At 69.0% G+C, this 12,075-nt stretch carries 20 protein-coding genes; all 20 read right to left on the reverse strand.

The annotated features are described in order from the left end of the window. Positions 1–11: 11 nt before the first annotated feature. The 20 genes from rpsH to tuf all read right to left on the reverse strand — a co-directional run bounded on the left by rpsH (position 12) and on the right by tuf (position 12,017). Entirely contained in the window at positions 12–410 is a 399-nt protein-coding gene (rpsH, locus tag DAA34_RS01045) for a 30S ribosomal protein S8 (protein WP_106817243.1), read from the reverse strand. 92 nt (positions 411–502) lie between these two features. Then, positions 503–688 (reverse strand): type Z 30S ribosomal protein S14, encoded by a 186-nt coding sequence (locus DAA34_RS01050; RefSeq protein WP_106817244.1) that lies wholly within the window; start codon positions 686–688, stop codon positions 503–505. 1 nt (position 689) lies between these two features. After that, a complete protein-coding gene (gene rplE / locus DAA34_RS01055) occupies positions 690–1,265 on the reverse strand; it encodes a 50S ribosomal protein L5 (RefSeq protein WP_106817245.1) in 576 nt (191 codons plus the stop codon). 5 nt (positions 1,266–1,270) lie between these two features. Continuing rightward, positions 1,271–1,612: a 50S ribosomal protein L24 gene (rplX, locus tag DAA34_RS01060; RefSeq protein ID WP_106817246.1), complete on the reverse strand. Its 342-nt coding sequence runs from the start codon at positions 1,610–1,612 to the stop codon at positions 1,271–1,273. Between the two features lie 2 nt (positions 1,613–1,614). Continuing rightward, a complete protein-coding gene (rplN, locus tag DAA34_RS01065) occupies positions 1,615–1,983 on the reverse strand; it encodes a 50S ribosomal protein L14 (protein ID WP_106817247.1) in 369 nt (122 codons plus the stop codon). 116 nt (positions 1,984–2,099) lie between these two features. Next, entirely contained in the window at positions 2,100–2,420 is a 321-nt protein-coding gene (gene rpsQ / locus DAA34_RS01070; RefSeq protein WP_106817248.1) for a 30S ribosomal protein S17, read from the reverse strand. Then, complete coding sequence (gene rpmC, locus DAA34_RS01075; RefSeq protein ID WP_106817249.1) at positions 2,417–2,653, reverse strand: 50S ribosomal protein L29; 237 nt, start codon at positions 2,651–2,653, stop codon at positions 2,417–2,419. The genes rpsQ and rpmC overlap by 4 nt, the downstream gene beginning before the upstream one ends. Beyond that, on the reverse strand, positions 2,653–3,072 hold the full coding sequence (gene rplP, locus DAA34_RS01080) for a 50S ribosomal protein L16 (RefSeq protein ID WP_106817250.1): 420 nt from the start codon (positions 3,070–3,072) through the stop codon (positions 2,653–2,655). The genes rpmC and rplP overlap by 1 nt, the downstream gene beginning before the upstream one ends. Beyond that, a complete protein-coding gene (rpsC, locus tag DAA34_RS01085) occupies positions 3,072–3,893 on the reverse strand; it encodes a 30S ribosomal protein S3 (RefSeq protein ID WP_106817251.1) in 822 nt (273 codons plus the stop codon). The genes rplP and rpsC overlap by 1 nt, the downstream gene beginning before the upstream one ends. Beyond that, entirely contained in the window at positions 3,893–4,270 is a 378-nt protein-coding gene (rplV, locus tag DAA34_RS01090) for a 50S ribosomal protein L22 (protein ID WP_106819629.1), read from the reverse strand. Before rplV ends, rpsC begins: the two co-directional genes overlap by 1 nt. Positions 4,271–4,296: 26 nt before the next feature. After that, positions 4,297–4,578 carry a 30S ribosomal protein S19 gene (gene rpsS, locus DAA34_RS01095; RefSeq protein WP_106817252.1) on the reverse strand — a complete coding sequence of 94 codons (282 nt, stop codon included), beginning with the start codon at positions 4,576–4,578 and terminating at the stop codon, positions 4,297–4,299. Between the two features lie 15 nt (positions 4,579–4,593). Next, entirely contained in the window at positions 4,594–5,430 is an 837-nt protein-coding gene (gene rplB / locus DAA34_RS01100) for a 50S ribosomal protein L2 (RefSeq protein WP_106817253.1), read from the reverse strand. Between the two features lie 28 nt (positions 5,431–5,458). Continuing rightward, entirely contained in the window at positions 5,459–5,758 is a 300-nt protein-coding gene (rplW, locus tag DAA34_RS01105; protein ID WP_106817254.1) for a 50S ribosomal protein L23, read from the reverse strand. Further along, entirely contained in the window at positions 5,755–6,402 is a 648-nt protein-coding gene (rplD, locus tag DAA34_RS01110; RefSeq protein ID WP_106817255.1) for a 50S ribosomal protein L4, read from the reverse strand. The genes rplW and rplD overlap by 4 nt, the downstream gene beginning before the upstream one ends. Position 6,403: 1 nt before the next feature. Further along, positions 6,404–7,063, reverse strand: coding sequence for a 50S ribosomal protein L3 (gene rplC / locus DAA34_RS01115; RefSeq protein WP_106817256.1), 660 nt, complete (start codon positions 7,061–7,063; stop codon positions 6,404–6,406). 13 nt (positions 7,064–7,076) lie between these two features. Then, the gene (gene rpsJ, locus DAA34_RS01120) at positions 7,077–7,385 is read right to left on the reverse strand and encodes a 30S ribosomal protein S10 (RefSeq protein ID WP_012867945.1); all 309 of its coding nucleotides are present in this window, start codon (positions 7,383–7,385) and stop codon (positions 7,077–7,079) included. 379 nt (positions 7,386–7,764) lie between these two features. After that, positions 7,765–9,069, reverse strand: coding sequence for a YihY/virulence factor BrkB family protein (locus DAA34_RS01125; RefSeq protein ID WP_106817257.1), 1,305 nt, complete (start codon positions 9,067–9,069; stop codon positions 7,765–7,767). A 118-nt stretch (positions 9,070–9,187) separates the two neighbouring features. Beyond that, entirely contained in the window at positions 9,188–9,805 is a 618-nt protein-coding gene (locus tag DAA34_RS01130) for a hypothetical protein (RefSeq protein ID WP_106817258.1), read from the reverse strand. 187 nt (positions 9,806–9,992) lie between these two features. Next, a complete protein-coding gene (locus DAA34_RS01135) occupies positions 9,993–10,643 on the reverse strand; it encodes a hypothetical protein (protein WP_106817259.1) in 651 nt (216 codons plus the stop codon). Positions 10,644–10,823: 180 nt separating this feature from the next. Next, complete coding sequence (gene tuf, locus DAA34_RS01140) at positions 10,824–12,017, reverse strand: elongation factor Tu (RefSeq protein ID WP_106817260.1); 1,194 nt, start codon at positions 12,015–12,017, stop codon at positions 10,824–10,826. Between the last annotated feature and the right edge of the window lie 58 nt (positions 12,018–12,075).

The following is a 12,075-nucleotide window of genomic DNA, read 5'->3' on the forward strand; positions in this document are numbered from 1 at the left end:
TCAGTCCTGCCTCACCAGACGTAGGCGAGGACTTCCCCGCCCACACCCTTGCTCGCGGCCTGCTTGTCGGTGAGCAGACCGGACGACGTGGAGATGATCGCGACACCGAGACCACCGAGAACCTTGGGGAGGTTGGTGGACTTCGCGTAGACGCGGAGACCGGGCTTGGACACCCGGCGGACACCGGCGATGGAACGCTCGCGGTTGGGGCCGTACTTGAGCTCGATGGTCAGCGTGCGGCCGACCTCGGCGTCCTTGACGGACCAGCCGGCGATGTAGCCCTCCGCCTGGAGGATGTCGGCGATGTGCGACTTCAGCTTGGAGAACGGCATGTCGACGGTGTCGTGGTGCGCCGAGTTGGCGTTGCGCACACGCGTCAGCATGTCCGCGATGGGATCGGTCATGGTCATGGGCTTGATCTGCCCTCTCTCACCGCGGTTTCACCCGGCTGACGCCGGGCGACCTGCGATGTAGATGGTCGGGATGTGGGAGGAAGGCTGGGTCACCAGCTGGACTTGGTCACGCCGGGCAGCTGGCCCCGGTGCGCCATCTCGCGCAGGCAGATCCGGCACAGGCCGAACTTGCGGTACACCGAGTGCGGCCGGCCGCAGCGCTGGCAGCGGGTGTAGGCGCGGACCTTGAACTTCGGCTTCTTGTTCGCCTTCTCGATCAGGGCGGTCTTGGCCATGTCAGTTCTCCTTGAAGGGGAAGCCGAGCGCCTTGAGCAGCGCACGTCCCTCGTCGTCGGTGGCGGCGGAGGTGACGACCGTGATGTCCATGCCGCGGACGCGGTCGATCTTGTCCATGTCGATCTCGTGGAACATCGACTGCTCCGTGAGGCCGAACGTGTAGTTGCCCCGGCCGTCGAACTGCTTCGGCGACAGACCGCGGAAGTCGCGGATGCGCGGGAGGGCGACCGACACGAGCCGGTCCAGGAACTCCCACATCCGGTCGCCGCGCAGCGTCACGTGGCAGCCGATGGGCATGCCCTCGCGGAGCTTGAACTGGGCGATCGACTTGCGGGCCTTGGTCACGGACGGCTTCTGACCGGTGATGGCCGTGAGGTCACGGACGGCACCCTCGATGAGCTTGCTGTCCTTCGCGGCGTCTCCGACGCCCATGTTGACGACGACCTTGACGACGCCCGGGACCTGCATGACGTTCGCGAAGCCGAACTGCTCCTGCAGCGAGCCCTTGATCTCGTCGGCGTACCGCTGCTTGAGGCGCGGGGCGACCTTCTGCGTGGTGGTTGCGGTCTCAGTCATCTCTCTCACAGGTCCTTGCCCGAGCGCACACCGACGCGGGTGCGGCTCGTCTTGGAACGACCGTCGCGCTCGACGGTCTCGGTCCGCGTGCGGACGCGCGTCGGCTTGTTGTCCTCGGGGTCGACGATCGCGACGTTGCTCACGTGGATCGGGGCCTCCTGGACGACGAGGCCGCCGGCCTGACCACGGACGCCCGCCTTGACGTGGCGCGTGACGCGGTTGACGCCCTCGACCGTGACCCGCTGGGTCTCGGTGTCGACGGCGATGACCTTGCCCTGCTTGGTCCGGTCCTTGCCGGACAGGACCTGGACGAGGTCACCCTTCTTGATCTTCATGATCTTCGCCATGGTCAGAGCACCTCCGGCGCGAGCGAGATGATCTTCATGAACTTCTTGTCGCGCAGCTCGCGGCCCACCGGGCCGAAGATACGGGTCCCACGCGGGTCGCCGTCGTTCTTGAGGATGACGGCAGCGTTCTCGTCGAAGCGGATGTACGACCCGTCCGGGCGACGGCGCTCCTTCGAGGTCCGGACGATGACGGCCTTGACGACGTCGCCCTTCTTGACGTTGCCACCGGGGATCGCGTCCTTGACGGTGGCGACGATGGTGTCACCGATGCCGGCGTAGCGCCGACCGGAACCGCCGAGCACGCGGATGCAGAGGATCTCCTTCGCACCCGTGTTGTCGGCGACACGCAGTCGCGACTCCTGCTGGATCACTTCTCACTCCTGTCGTCGAGCTGGTTCTCGCCGCCGTGGCGGCGAGCCTGGCCGAACTTCCTGGTCTGGGTGCCGCGGCGGGGCGCTGGGCCCCGTCGGCAGCGGGTCGAGTCGGCTTACTTGGCCTTCTCGAGGATGGTCACGAGGCGCCACCGCTTCGTGGCGGACAGGGGCCGGGTCTCCATGATGAGGACGCGGTCGCCGACACCGGCGACGTTCTCCTCGTCGTGGGCCTTCACCTTGCTGCTGCGGCGCAGGACCTTGCCGTACAGCGCGTGCTTGACGCGGTCCTCGACCTCGACGGTGATGGTCTTGTCCATCTTGTCGCTGACGACGTAACCCTGGCGCGTCTTGCGGTAGTTGCGGTCGCCGCCGTGGCCCTCGAGGGCCTCGGTGTGGTCGACGTCGACCTCGGGCGTCTGGGTGGTCTCGCTCACTTGCTGGCCTCCGTGCTGCCGATGCCGAGCTCGCGCTCACGCATCTCGGTGTAGATCCGGGCGATGTCCTTCCGGACCGCCCGCAGCCGTCCGTGGCTCTCCAGCTGGCCGGTCGCCGACTGGAAACGGAGGTTGAAGAGCTCCTCCTTGGCCTTCCGCAGCTCCTCGACGAGTCGCTCGTCGTCGAGACCCCGCAGCTCCTTGCTCGTCAGGTCCTTGGATCCGATCGCCATCAGATGTCACCACCCTCACGCGCGACGAAGCGGCACTTCATCGGCAGCTTGTGCATCGCCAGGCGGAGCGCCTCGCGAGCAACCTCCTCGGACACGCCGGAGACCTCGAACATGACGCGGCCCGGCTTGACGTTCGCGACCCACCACTCCGGCGAACCCTTGCCGGAACCCATGCGGGTCTCGGCCGGCTTCTTCGTCAGCGGGCGGTCCGGGTAGATGTTGATCCAGACCTTCCCGCCACGCTTCATGTAGCGGGTCATGGCGATACGGGCCGACTCGATCTGACGGTTCGTCACGTAGGCCGGCTCGGTCGCCTGGATGCCGAAGTCGCCGAAGGCGATCGTCGTGCCGCCCTTGGAACGGCCCGAGCGCTTCGGGTGGTGCTGCTTGCGGTGCTTGACTCGACGGGGGATCAACATCAGGACTGCACTCCCTCGGTGGCCGGGGCCGCCTGCTCGGCGGTGGCCTGCTCCTGCGACGGCTGCTGCTGCGGCGCGTCGGTGCGCTCGCCACGGCGGGCGCGGGCGGGACGGTCGTCACGGTCGCGGCGCGGGCCACGACGCGGGCCGGGGGCGGTCGCCTGCTGGGCGGCGAACTCCTTCTCCGTCATGTCGCCCTTGTAGATCCACACCTTCACGCCGATGCGGCCGAACGTCGTACGGGCCTCGTAGAAGCCGTAGTCGATGTTCGCGCGCAGGGTGTGCAGCGGGACACGGCCCTCGCGGTAGAACTCCGAGCGCGACATCTCGGCACCGCCGAGACGGCCGGAGCACTGGATCCGGATGCCCTTGGCGCCGGCGCGCAGCGAGGACTGCATCCCCTTGCGCATCGCGCGACGGAAGGTCACGCGGGCCGCGAGCTGCTCGGCGATGCCCTGGGCGACCAGCTGAGCGTCGATCTCGGGGTTCTTCACCTCGAGGATGTTCAGCTGGACCTGCTTGCCCGTGAGCTTCTCGAGCTCGCCTCGGATGCGGTCGGCCTCGGCCCCGCGGCGCCCGATGACGATGCCCGGGCGGGCGGTGTGGATGTCGACGCGGACCCGGTCGCGGGTGCGCTCGATCTCGACGCGGCTGATGCCGGCGCGCTCCATGCCCGTGGACATGAGCTTGCGGATCGCCACGTCCTCCTTGACGTAGTCGCGGTAACGCTGACCCTCCTTGGTGGAGTCGGCGAACCAGCGGCTCTTGTGGTCGGTGGTGATGCCCAGACGGAAGCCGTGCGGGTTGACCTTCTGACCCATCAGCGGGTCCCTCCCTTCGCGGCCTTCTCAGGCTTCGGTGCGACGAAGACGGTGATATGGCTCGTGCGCTTGTTGATCCGGCCGGCGCGACCCTGGGCCCGCGGACGGAACCGCTTCATCGTGGGGCCCTCGTCGACGAACGCCCGGGTGATGACGAGGTTGCGCTCGTCGAACGCGCGCCCCTCCTGGTCGGCCTTGACCTTGAGGTTGGCGATCGCGGACTCGACGATCTTCAGCACCGGCTCGGACGCGCCCTGCGGCGAGAACCGCAGCGTCGCCAGAGCGGTGGTCGTGTCCTGGCCGCGGACCATGTCCACGACGCGGCGGGCCTTCTGCGGCGTGACGCGGAGGAACCGCGCCCGGGCCATGGCTTCCATCGTGTTCTCTTCGGTGGTGGCGGACATCAGCGGCGCTTGCCCTTCTTGTCGTCCTTCACGTGACCCTTGAAGGTCCGCGTCGGGGCGAACTCGCCGAGCTTGTGGCCGACCATCGACTCGGTGACGAACACCGGCACGTGCTTGCGACCGTCGTGGACGGCGAGGGTGTGACCGAGCATGTCCGGGCTGATGACCGACCGGCGCGACCAGGTCTTGATGACGTTCTTCGTGCCCGCTTCGTTCTGGGCGTCCACCTTCTTCTGGAGGTGGTCGTCGATGAAGGGGCCCTTCCTGAGGCTACGAGGCATGTCGATGAGCTCCTATCAGCGCTTCTTGCCCGTACGGCGGCGGCGGACGATCAGCTTGTCGCTGGCCTTGCCCGGCTTGCGGGTCCGGCCCTCCGGCTGACCCCACGGGGACACCGGGTGGCGTCCACCGGAGGTACGACCCTCACCACCACCGTGGGGGTGGTCGACCGGGTTCATGACGACACCACGGACGGTAGGGCGCTTGCCCTTCCAGCGCATGCGGCCGGCCTTGCCCCAGTTGATGTTGGACTGCTCGGCGTTGCCGACCTCGCCGACCGTCGCGCGGCAGCGGATGTCGACCCGGCGGATCTCGCCCGAGGGCATGCGGAGGGTGGCGTACTGCCCCTCCTTGCCCAGGAGCTGGATGCTCGAGCCGGCCGAGCGCGCGATCTTCGCGCCGCCGCCCGGACGGAGCTCGACGGCGTGGACGGTCGTACCCGTCGGGATGTTGCGCAGCGGCAGGTTGTTGCCCGGCTTGATGTCGGCACCGGGGCCGTTCTCGATCGGGTCGCCCTGGCGAAGGCGGTTCGGCGCGAGGATGTAGCGCTTCTCGCCGTCCGCGTAGTGCAGGAGCGCGATGCGCGCCGTGCGGTTGGGGTCGTACTCGATGTGCGCGACCTTCGCGGGCACGCCGTCCTTGTCGTTGCGACGGAAGTCGATGACGCGGTAGGCGCGCTTGTGACCGCCACCGATGTGACGCGTCGTGATGCGGCCGTTCGCGTTGCGACCGCCGGACTTCGTCAGCGGACGGACGAGGGACTTCTCCGGCGTGTCACGCGTGACCTCGACGAAGTCGGCGACCGACGAGCCACGACGGCCCGGGGTGGTCGGCTTGTACTTGCGGATACCCATGCTCAGATTTCCTCTTCCCGTTCCCCGGTCAGGCCTGGCTGCCGAAGATGTCGATCGTGCCCTCGCGGAGGGTGACGATCGCGCGCTTGGTGTCCTTGCGGCGGCCCATGCCGAACCGCGTGCGGCGGGCCTTGCCCTTGCGGTTGAGCGTGTGGACCGAGTCGACCTTGACGTCGAAGATCCGCTCGACGGCGATCTTGATCTCCGTCTTGTTCGCTGCCGGGTCGACGATGAACGTGTACTTGCCCTCGTCGAGGAGGGAGTACGACTTCTCGGAGACGACCGGCGCGATCAGGACGTCGCGGGGGTCCTTGACGGTGGTGCTCACTTGGTCTCCTCCGTGCTCTTCTGCGGACCGGCGAGGAACGCGTCCAGGGCGGCCTGCGTGAAGACGACGTCGTCGGCGCACAGGACGTCGTAGGTGTTGAGCTGATCGGCCCACAGGACGTGGACGTCGGCGAGGTTGCGGACCGACTTCGTCGCCACCTCGTCGGCCCGGTCGAGCACGACGAGCAGGTTCTTGCGCGTCGAGAGCCCGCCGAGGACGCCGGCGACGGCCTTGGTGCTCGGGGTCTCACCGGCGACGAGGCTCGAGAAGAGGTGGATCCGGCCGTGACGGGCGCGGTCCGAGAGCGCGCCGCGCAGGGCGGCGGCCTTCATCTTCTTGGGCGTGCGCTGGCTGTAGTCGCGCGGCTGCGGACCGTGGACCGTGCCACCACCGGCGAACTGCGGGGCGCGGGTCGAACCCTGGCGGGCGCGACCGGTGCCCTTCTGCTTGTACGGCTTGCGCCCACCACCGCGGACCTCGCCGCGGGTCTTCGTCGCGTGCGTACCCTGCCGCGCAGCGGCGAGCTGGGCGACGACGACCTGGTGGATGAGCGGGACGTTCGTCTGGACGTCGAAGACCTCGGCGGGCAGCTCGGCCGTGCCGGTCTTCGTGCCCTCCGGGCTGAGGATGTCGATCGTCGGCATGTCAGGCTCCCTTGGCAGCCGTGCGGACGAGGACGATGCCGCCGCGGGGGCCGGGGACGGCGCCCTTGATCAGCAGCAGGCCCTTCTCGGCGTCCACGGCGTGGATCGTCAGGTTCTGCGTGGTCTGGCGCTGGCCGCCCATGCGACCGGCCATGCGCATGCCCTTGAAGACGCGACCGGGGGTGGCGCACCCGCCGATCGAGCCGGGCTTGCGGTGGTTGCGGTGCGCACCGTGGCTGGCCGAGACACCGGCGAAGCCATGGCGCTTCATGACACCGGCGAAGCCCTTGCCCTTGGTCGTCCCCGTGACGTCGACCTCCTGGCCGGCCTCGAAGATCTCGGCCGTGACCTCCTGGCCGAGCGAGTACTCGGCGGCGTCGGAGGTCCGCAGCTCGACGAGGTGGCGGCGCGGGGCGACCCCGGCCTTCTCGAAGTGGCCGGCGGTGGGCTTGCTCACCTTGCGCGGGTCGATCGCGCCGTACGCGATCTGGACGGCGGCGTAGCCGTCGGTGGCCTCGTCACGGACCTGCGTGACGACGCACGGGCCGGCCTGGACGACGGTGACGGGGACGAGCTTGTTGTCGGCGTCCCAGACCTGGGTCATGCCGAGCTTCTCGCCGAGGACGCCCTTGAGCGTCCGCGTGGTGGTGGCGGTGGTCATCGTTCCCTCCCGCTCAGAGCTTGATCTCGATGTTGACGTCCGCCGGCAGGTCGAGACGCATCAGCGAGTCGACGGCCTTCGGCGTCGGGTCGATGATGTCGATGAGGCGCTTGTGCGTCCGCATCTCGAAGTGCTCGCGGCTGTCCTTGTACTTGTGCGGCGACCGGATGACGCAGAAGACGTTCTTCTCCGTCGGGAGCGGCACGGGGCCGACAACGGTCGCGCCGGCACGGGTCACCGTGTCGACGATCTTGCGCGCCGAGGAGTCGATGACCTCGTGGTCGTACGACTTCAGTCGGATGCGGATCTTCTGTCCCGCCATATCCGTTACGTCTCTCTCTCGCCGTCCAGCTGGTCTGTGTGGTCTGCCGACACCGACCCCCGAGGTCGGGTGTGTCGCACCCGCTCCGCGGGATCGGGACGCGCGCGTTCCCGCGCCGTCCCGATGGTCGGTTCTCCGGCAGCACCGGAGCTCGTCGACGTGGATGTGTCGCCCCGGGGACATGCGCCCGGTTCGATTCGTTCTCACCCACGGTTGCGCCACGTGGTGCACCCCTGGCCGGGATGCGCACGCAGGCGCTCATCAAGCAACCGCTCTAGTGTGCCAGAGGATGCGTCGCCATCACAAATCGCGCTACCAGCGGCGTGCACGGCGGGCCGGAATGGCCCGCACCGAGGCGTGTCGCTTCTCCGCGGGCCGCTCAGCGGCCGCGCTGCATCCCCTTGACGACCGCCCAGATCACCGTCGGGAGGGTGAGCAGGCCGCCGATCTTCGAGGCGGCGTCGCTCGTCTCCGGGGCGTCGTCGCGGACGCGGTGATCACCAACCCCGACCGTCGGCCGGGAGCTGCCGGCACGGCGGGTACCTCGGCCCTCTCGCCGCTCGCCGCCGATCGGGCGACCGTGACCGGGCACCGTGTCGTGGCCCAGGTTGCGGGCGACGCTCTCGGTGGGGTCGGCCTCGAGCCGCAGGCGGCGGCCCTCGGCGATCTGCTCCTCGCGCTTCTCCGCGGCCTTCTCCGAGGCCTTCGTGTCGCGCGGGGGCAGCTGGAGGGTGTCCTCGGCCGGGATACCCGCCTGCAGCTCGCGCGAGCGCTCGAGCTCCGAGTCGAACTCCGCGCCGAGCAGGAGGACGTTGTTGACGATCCACACCCACAGCAGGGCGACGATGACACCGGCGAGCGAGCCGTACGTCTTGTCGTACGAGGAGAAGTTCCGCACGTAGAGCGCGAAGCCGAACGACGCGAGGAGGATGACGACGAGCGCGAGGGCCGCGCCCGGGCTCATCCACCGCATCCTCGGCTGCCGGACGTTGGGCGTGAAGTGGTAGAGCATCGCGATCATCAGGACGACGACGCCGAGCATCACCGGCCACTTGGCGATGTTGAAGATCTCGACGGTCCCCGCCTCGAGGCCGATCCGCTCCCCGACCCCCGCCGCGAGGTCGCCGCTGAGGACGAGTCCGAGCAGCAGGACGACCGCCATGAGGACGAGGACGGCTGTGAGGAGGAGGTTCGCGGGGCGCAGCTTCCAGAACGGGCGACCCTCGTCGACCTGGTACACGCGGTTGAGCGCACGGCCGAACGCGCCGACGTACCCGGAGGCCGACCACAGCGCACCGACGACACCGATGACGAGGCCGAGGCCCGCGCCCTTGGACTGGGCGATCTGGCTCACGGGCCCGGCGAGTTGGTCCGCGACGTCACCCTGGCCGACCTGCCGGATGAGGTCGAGGACCGCGGTCGTCGTCTCGTCCGCCTGGCCGACGACGCCGAGCACCGACACGATGGCCAGGAGCGCCGGGAAGACGGAGAGCACCGAGTAATAGGTGAGGGCCGCGGCGAGGTCGGTGCACTGGTCCCGGGTGAACTCGCTGAAGGCCTTCTTGGTCGTGTAGACCCACGAGGGCTTCTTGATCTCCTTCAGCTCCCCCGGCTTGAACTCGGCGTCGGGGTGCGGGGCGTTCTCGGCCTTCTCGACGGCCGTTCCTTCGCGAGGGGTGGGCATGGCGGTGCTCCTGGGGGGGCGGGCGGCGCGGTTGGGCGAAACCCTATGCGATCGCCCCTCCCCCGCCCGGCGACGGCCCGCCGGCGGGGTTGCCGGCGGGCCGTCGGGCTCGAGATCGTCAGCGGCCGTGCGGTCCGCCCGCGGGGCCGCCGCGCAGGACCCCGGCGTCGAACGCCTTGAGGACGCTCGCCTTGTCGCCCGACGTGAGGGTCCCCTTCTTCACCGCCGAGTCGAGCCGGGTGGCGAGGTCGGTGCGCTCCTGGGCCTCGTGGGCGTCGCGGACCGCGTCGAGGGCCGCCGTGACCTTCGACTCGCTGATGCCCAGCTGCTTCGCCAGCGCTGCGGCCTCGGCGGTGCGGTGGGCCTTCATGTCGGCCTGGGTCGGCGGCGTGGCCGGGCGGGACGTCGGCCGGTTCGCCTCGTGGACCTTCTGCATCGCGGCGGTCAGCTTCGCCTCGGTGATGCCGAGCTTCTTCGCCAGCGCGGCCGCGTCCTCGCGCGGACCGCCCGGCCCGCCCTCACCCGGGCGGCCCGGACCGGGGCGGCCGTGGTCCGGCGCCTTCGCCGTCCCGTTCCCGGCGGACGACTGGTCGGTCGTCGTGGACGAGGTGGTCGCGCCTGCGGTCGACGGGGACGTGTCGGCCTGGGCGCCGGCGACGCCGATCGCCGTCGCTGCGGCGGCCAGGCCGCCGACGGTGGCGATCTTCAGGCTGGTGGGGATGTTCGTGGGGGTCATGCCGTCACTCCTCGGTGCGCGGGCCGGGCTGGTCCCGGCCTCGACGACACCTACGATCGGCGGCTCGGCTGGCACGGCCCGATGGCCGACCTGTGCCCCACCTGTCGGTCGCACGACCCCGGGACGTGGGCGGCCCATCACCCCCCGGGGGGGGGGTGATGGGCCGTCCGACACGCGTCGTGTCGCGTCAGCCGACGTCGGCGATGGTGTACGTCACGAGGCCGAGGCCCGTGATGAGGCCAACGTCGCCGACGGCGGCGATGATCACCGGGTCGACGCACACCTTGGCCTGGCACTCCTGAGGCGGAAGTCCCCCACCCAGGATCCGGGTGTAGCGGATGTAGAAGCAGATCTTCGTCGGCCGCGACGGCAGGAGCCCGATGTTCGCGACGCCGGTGTACAGGCCGAGCTGCACGTTCGGCACCCCGGAGACGTTGATGAGGGCCGTCGGGATCACCAGGAGACCGAGGGCGTTCACACCGAGCGCGAGGTTCAGGTTCGTCGTGGTGGTCGTCGTCCCGGCCGGCACCGGCGAGCCCGGTCGGGCGTTGCTCGTCCACTGGATCTCGACCTGGGTCAGGGTGGCGACACCCAGCGAGAACAGACCGGTGCACTGGCCGATCGTGGCCGTGATCGCGCCGGTGAACGTGATGTTCGCCTTCCCGTCGATCCCTCGCGCCGCGAGGACCTGAACGGCGGACAGGCGCGGGTGGGCACAGGTCTCCGGCTGGCAGGTCGTCGACGCCGCGAACGCGGGTGCGGCAGCCCCGACCGTGACGGCGGGGACGGTCCAGGCCGCGCCCTTCGCGAGCGTGCGGCGGCTGATCGTGCTGGTCACGTGGGTTCCAATCCGTGGGGCAGGCGCAGGAGGACGCTTCGCGTCAAGTTTACAGGGGTTTTCGGTGTCAGGGGGTGGAACGACAAAAGTAGTTCCGCGTACGTCACGCACGGACCCGGGGACGACGGACGGCCCGTCTCCCGGTGGGGAGACGGGCCGTCCGTGGGATCGGTCAGAGCGTCACTTGAGGATCTTCGTGACGCGACCGGCGCCGACCGTGCGGCCACCCTCACGGATGGCGAACTTGAGGCCGTCCTCCATGGCGATCGGCTGGATGAGCTCGACCTTCATGTCGGTGTTGTCGCCGGGCATGACCATCTCGGTGCCCTCGGGGAGGCTGACGACACCCGTGACGTCCGTGGTCCGGAAGTAGAACTGCGGACGGTAGTTGTCGTAGAACGGCGTGTGACGGCCGCCCTCCTCCTTGCCGAGGATGTAGACCTGCGCCTCGAACTCGGTGTGCGGCGTGATCGAGCCCGGCTTGCAGATGACCTGCCCGCGCTCGACGTCCTCACGCTTGGTGCCACGGAGGAGGAGACCGACGTTCTCACCAGCGCGACCCTCGTCGAGCAGCTTGCGGAACATCTCGATGCCCGTCACCGTGGTGGTCTGCTTCTCGTCGCGGATACCGACGATCTCGATCTCCTCGTTGACGTTGAGGATGCCGCGCTCGATACGACCGGTGACGACGGTGCCACGACCGGTGATCGTGAAGACGTCCTCGACCGGCATGAGGAACGGCTTGTCGATTTCGCGCTCCGGCTCCGGGATCGCCTCGTCGACGGCGTTCATGAGCTCGAGGACCGACTCGCCCCACTGGGCGTCGCCCTCGAGGGCCTTGAGCGCGGAGACCTTGACGACCGGGACGTCGTCGCCCGGGAAGTCGTAGTCGGACAGGAGCTCACGGACCTCCATCTCGACGAGCTCGAGGATCTCCTCGTCGTCGACCATGTCGGCCTTGTTCAGCGCGACGACGATGTACGGGACGCCGACCTGGCGGGCGAGGAGGACGTGCTCCTTCGTCTGCGGCATCGGGCCGTCCGTCGCGGCGACGACGAGGATGGCGCCGTCCATCTGGGCGGCACCCGTGATCATGTTCTTCACGTAGTCGGCGTGACCCGGGCAGTCGACGTGCGCGTAGTGACGCTGCTCCGTCTGGTACTCGATGTGCGCGATGGAGATGGTGATACCGCGCTGCTTCTCCTCGGGCGCCTTGTCGATCGAGTCGAACGGGGACGCCTCGTTGAGGTCCGGGTACTTGTCGTGCAGGACCTTCGAGATCGCAGCCGTCAGCGTCGTCTTGCCGTGGTCGATGTGACCGATCGTGCCGATGTTGACGTGCGGCTTCGACCGCTCGAACTTTGCCTTCGCCACTTGAATGTCCTCCTCAGGACTTCTCTTCTGTGATTACGCCGTACGACCGGGCAGGACG

This window comes from Janibacter massiliensis, from assembly GCF_900289115.1.
Lineage (GTDB): Bacteria > Actinomycetota > Actinomycetes > Actinomycetales > Dermatophilaceae > Janibacter_A > Janibacter_A massiliensis.

Coding starts and splice junctions, on each gene's coding strand:
- rpsJ (WP_012867945.1), bottom strand. CDS start 7,385: ATGGCGGGACAGAAGATCCGCATCCGACTGAAGTCGTACGACCACGAG.
- DAA34_RS01050 (WP_106817244.1), bottom strand. CDS start 688: ATGGCCAAGACCGCCCTGATCGAGAAGGCGAACAAGAAGCCGAAGTTC.
- rplX (WP_106817246.1), bottom strand. CDS start 1,612: ATGGCGAAGATCATGAAGATCAAGAAGGGTGACCTCGTCCAGGTCCTG.
- rplB (WP_106817253.1), bottom strand. CDS start 5,430: ATGGGTATCCGCAAGTACAAGCCGACCACCCCGGGCCGTCGTGGCTCG.
- DAA34_RS01130 (WP_106817258.1), bottom strand. CDS start 9,805: ATGACCCCCACGAACATCCCCACCAGCCTGAAGATCGCCACCGTCGGC.
- rplD (WP_106817255.1), bottom strand. CDS start 6,402: ATGCCGACGATCGACATCCTCAGCCCGGAGGGCACGAAGACCGGCACG.
- rpmC (WP_106817249.1), bottom strand. CDS start 2,653: ATGGCGATCGGATCCAAGGACCTGACGAGCAAGGAGCTGCGGGGTCTC.
- rplE (WP_106817245.1), bottom strand. CDS start 1,265: ATGACTGAGACCGCAACCACCACGCAGAAGGTCGCCCCGCGCCTCAAG.
- rplC (WP_106817256.1), bottom strand. CDS start 7,063: ATGACCACCGCCACCACCACGCGGACGCTCAAGGGCGTCCTCGGCGAG.
- rplP (WP_106817250.1), bottom strand. CDS start 3,072: ATGTTGATCCCCCGTCGAGTCAAGCACCGCAAGCAGCACCACCCGAAG.
- rplV (WP_106819629.1), bottom strand. CDS start 4,270: ATGGAAGCCATGGCCCGGGCGCGGTTCCTCCGCGTCACGCCGCAGAAG.
- DAA34_RS01125 (WP_106817257.1), bottom strand. CDS start 9,069: ATGCCCACCCCTCGCGAAGGAACGGCCGTCGAGAAGGCCGAGAACGCC.
- rpsS (WP_106817252.1), bottom strand. CDS start 4,578: ATGCCTCGTAGCCTCAGGAAGGGCCCCTTCATCGACGACCACCTCCAG.
- rpsC (WP_106817251.1), bottom strand. CDS start 3,893: ATGGGTCAGAAGGTCAACCCGCACGGCTTCCGTCTGGGCATCACCACC.
- rpsH (WP_106817243.1), bottom strand. CDS start 410: ATGACCATGACCGATCCCATCGCGGACATGCTGACGCGTGTGCGCAAC.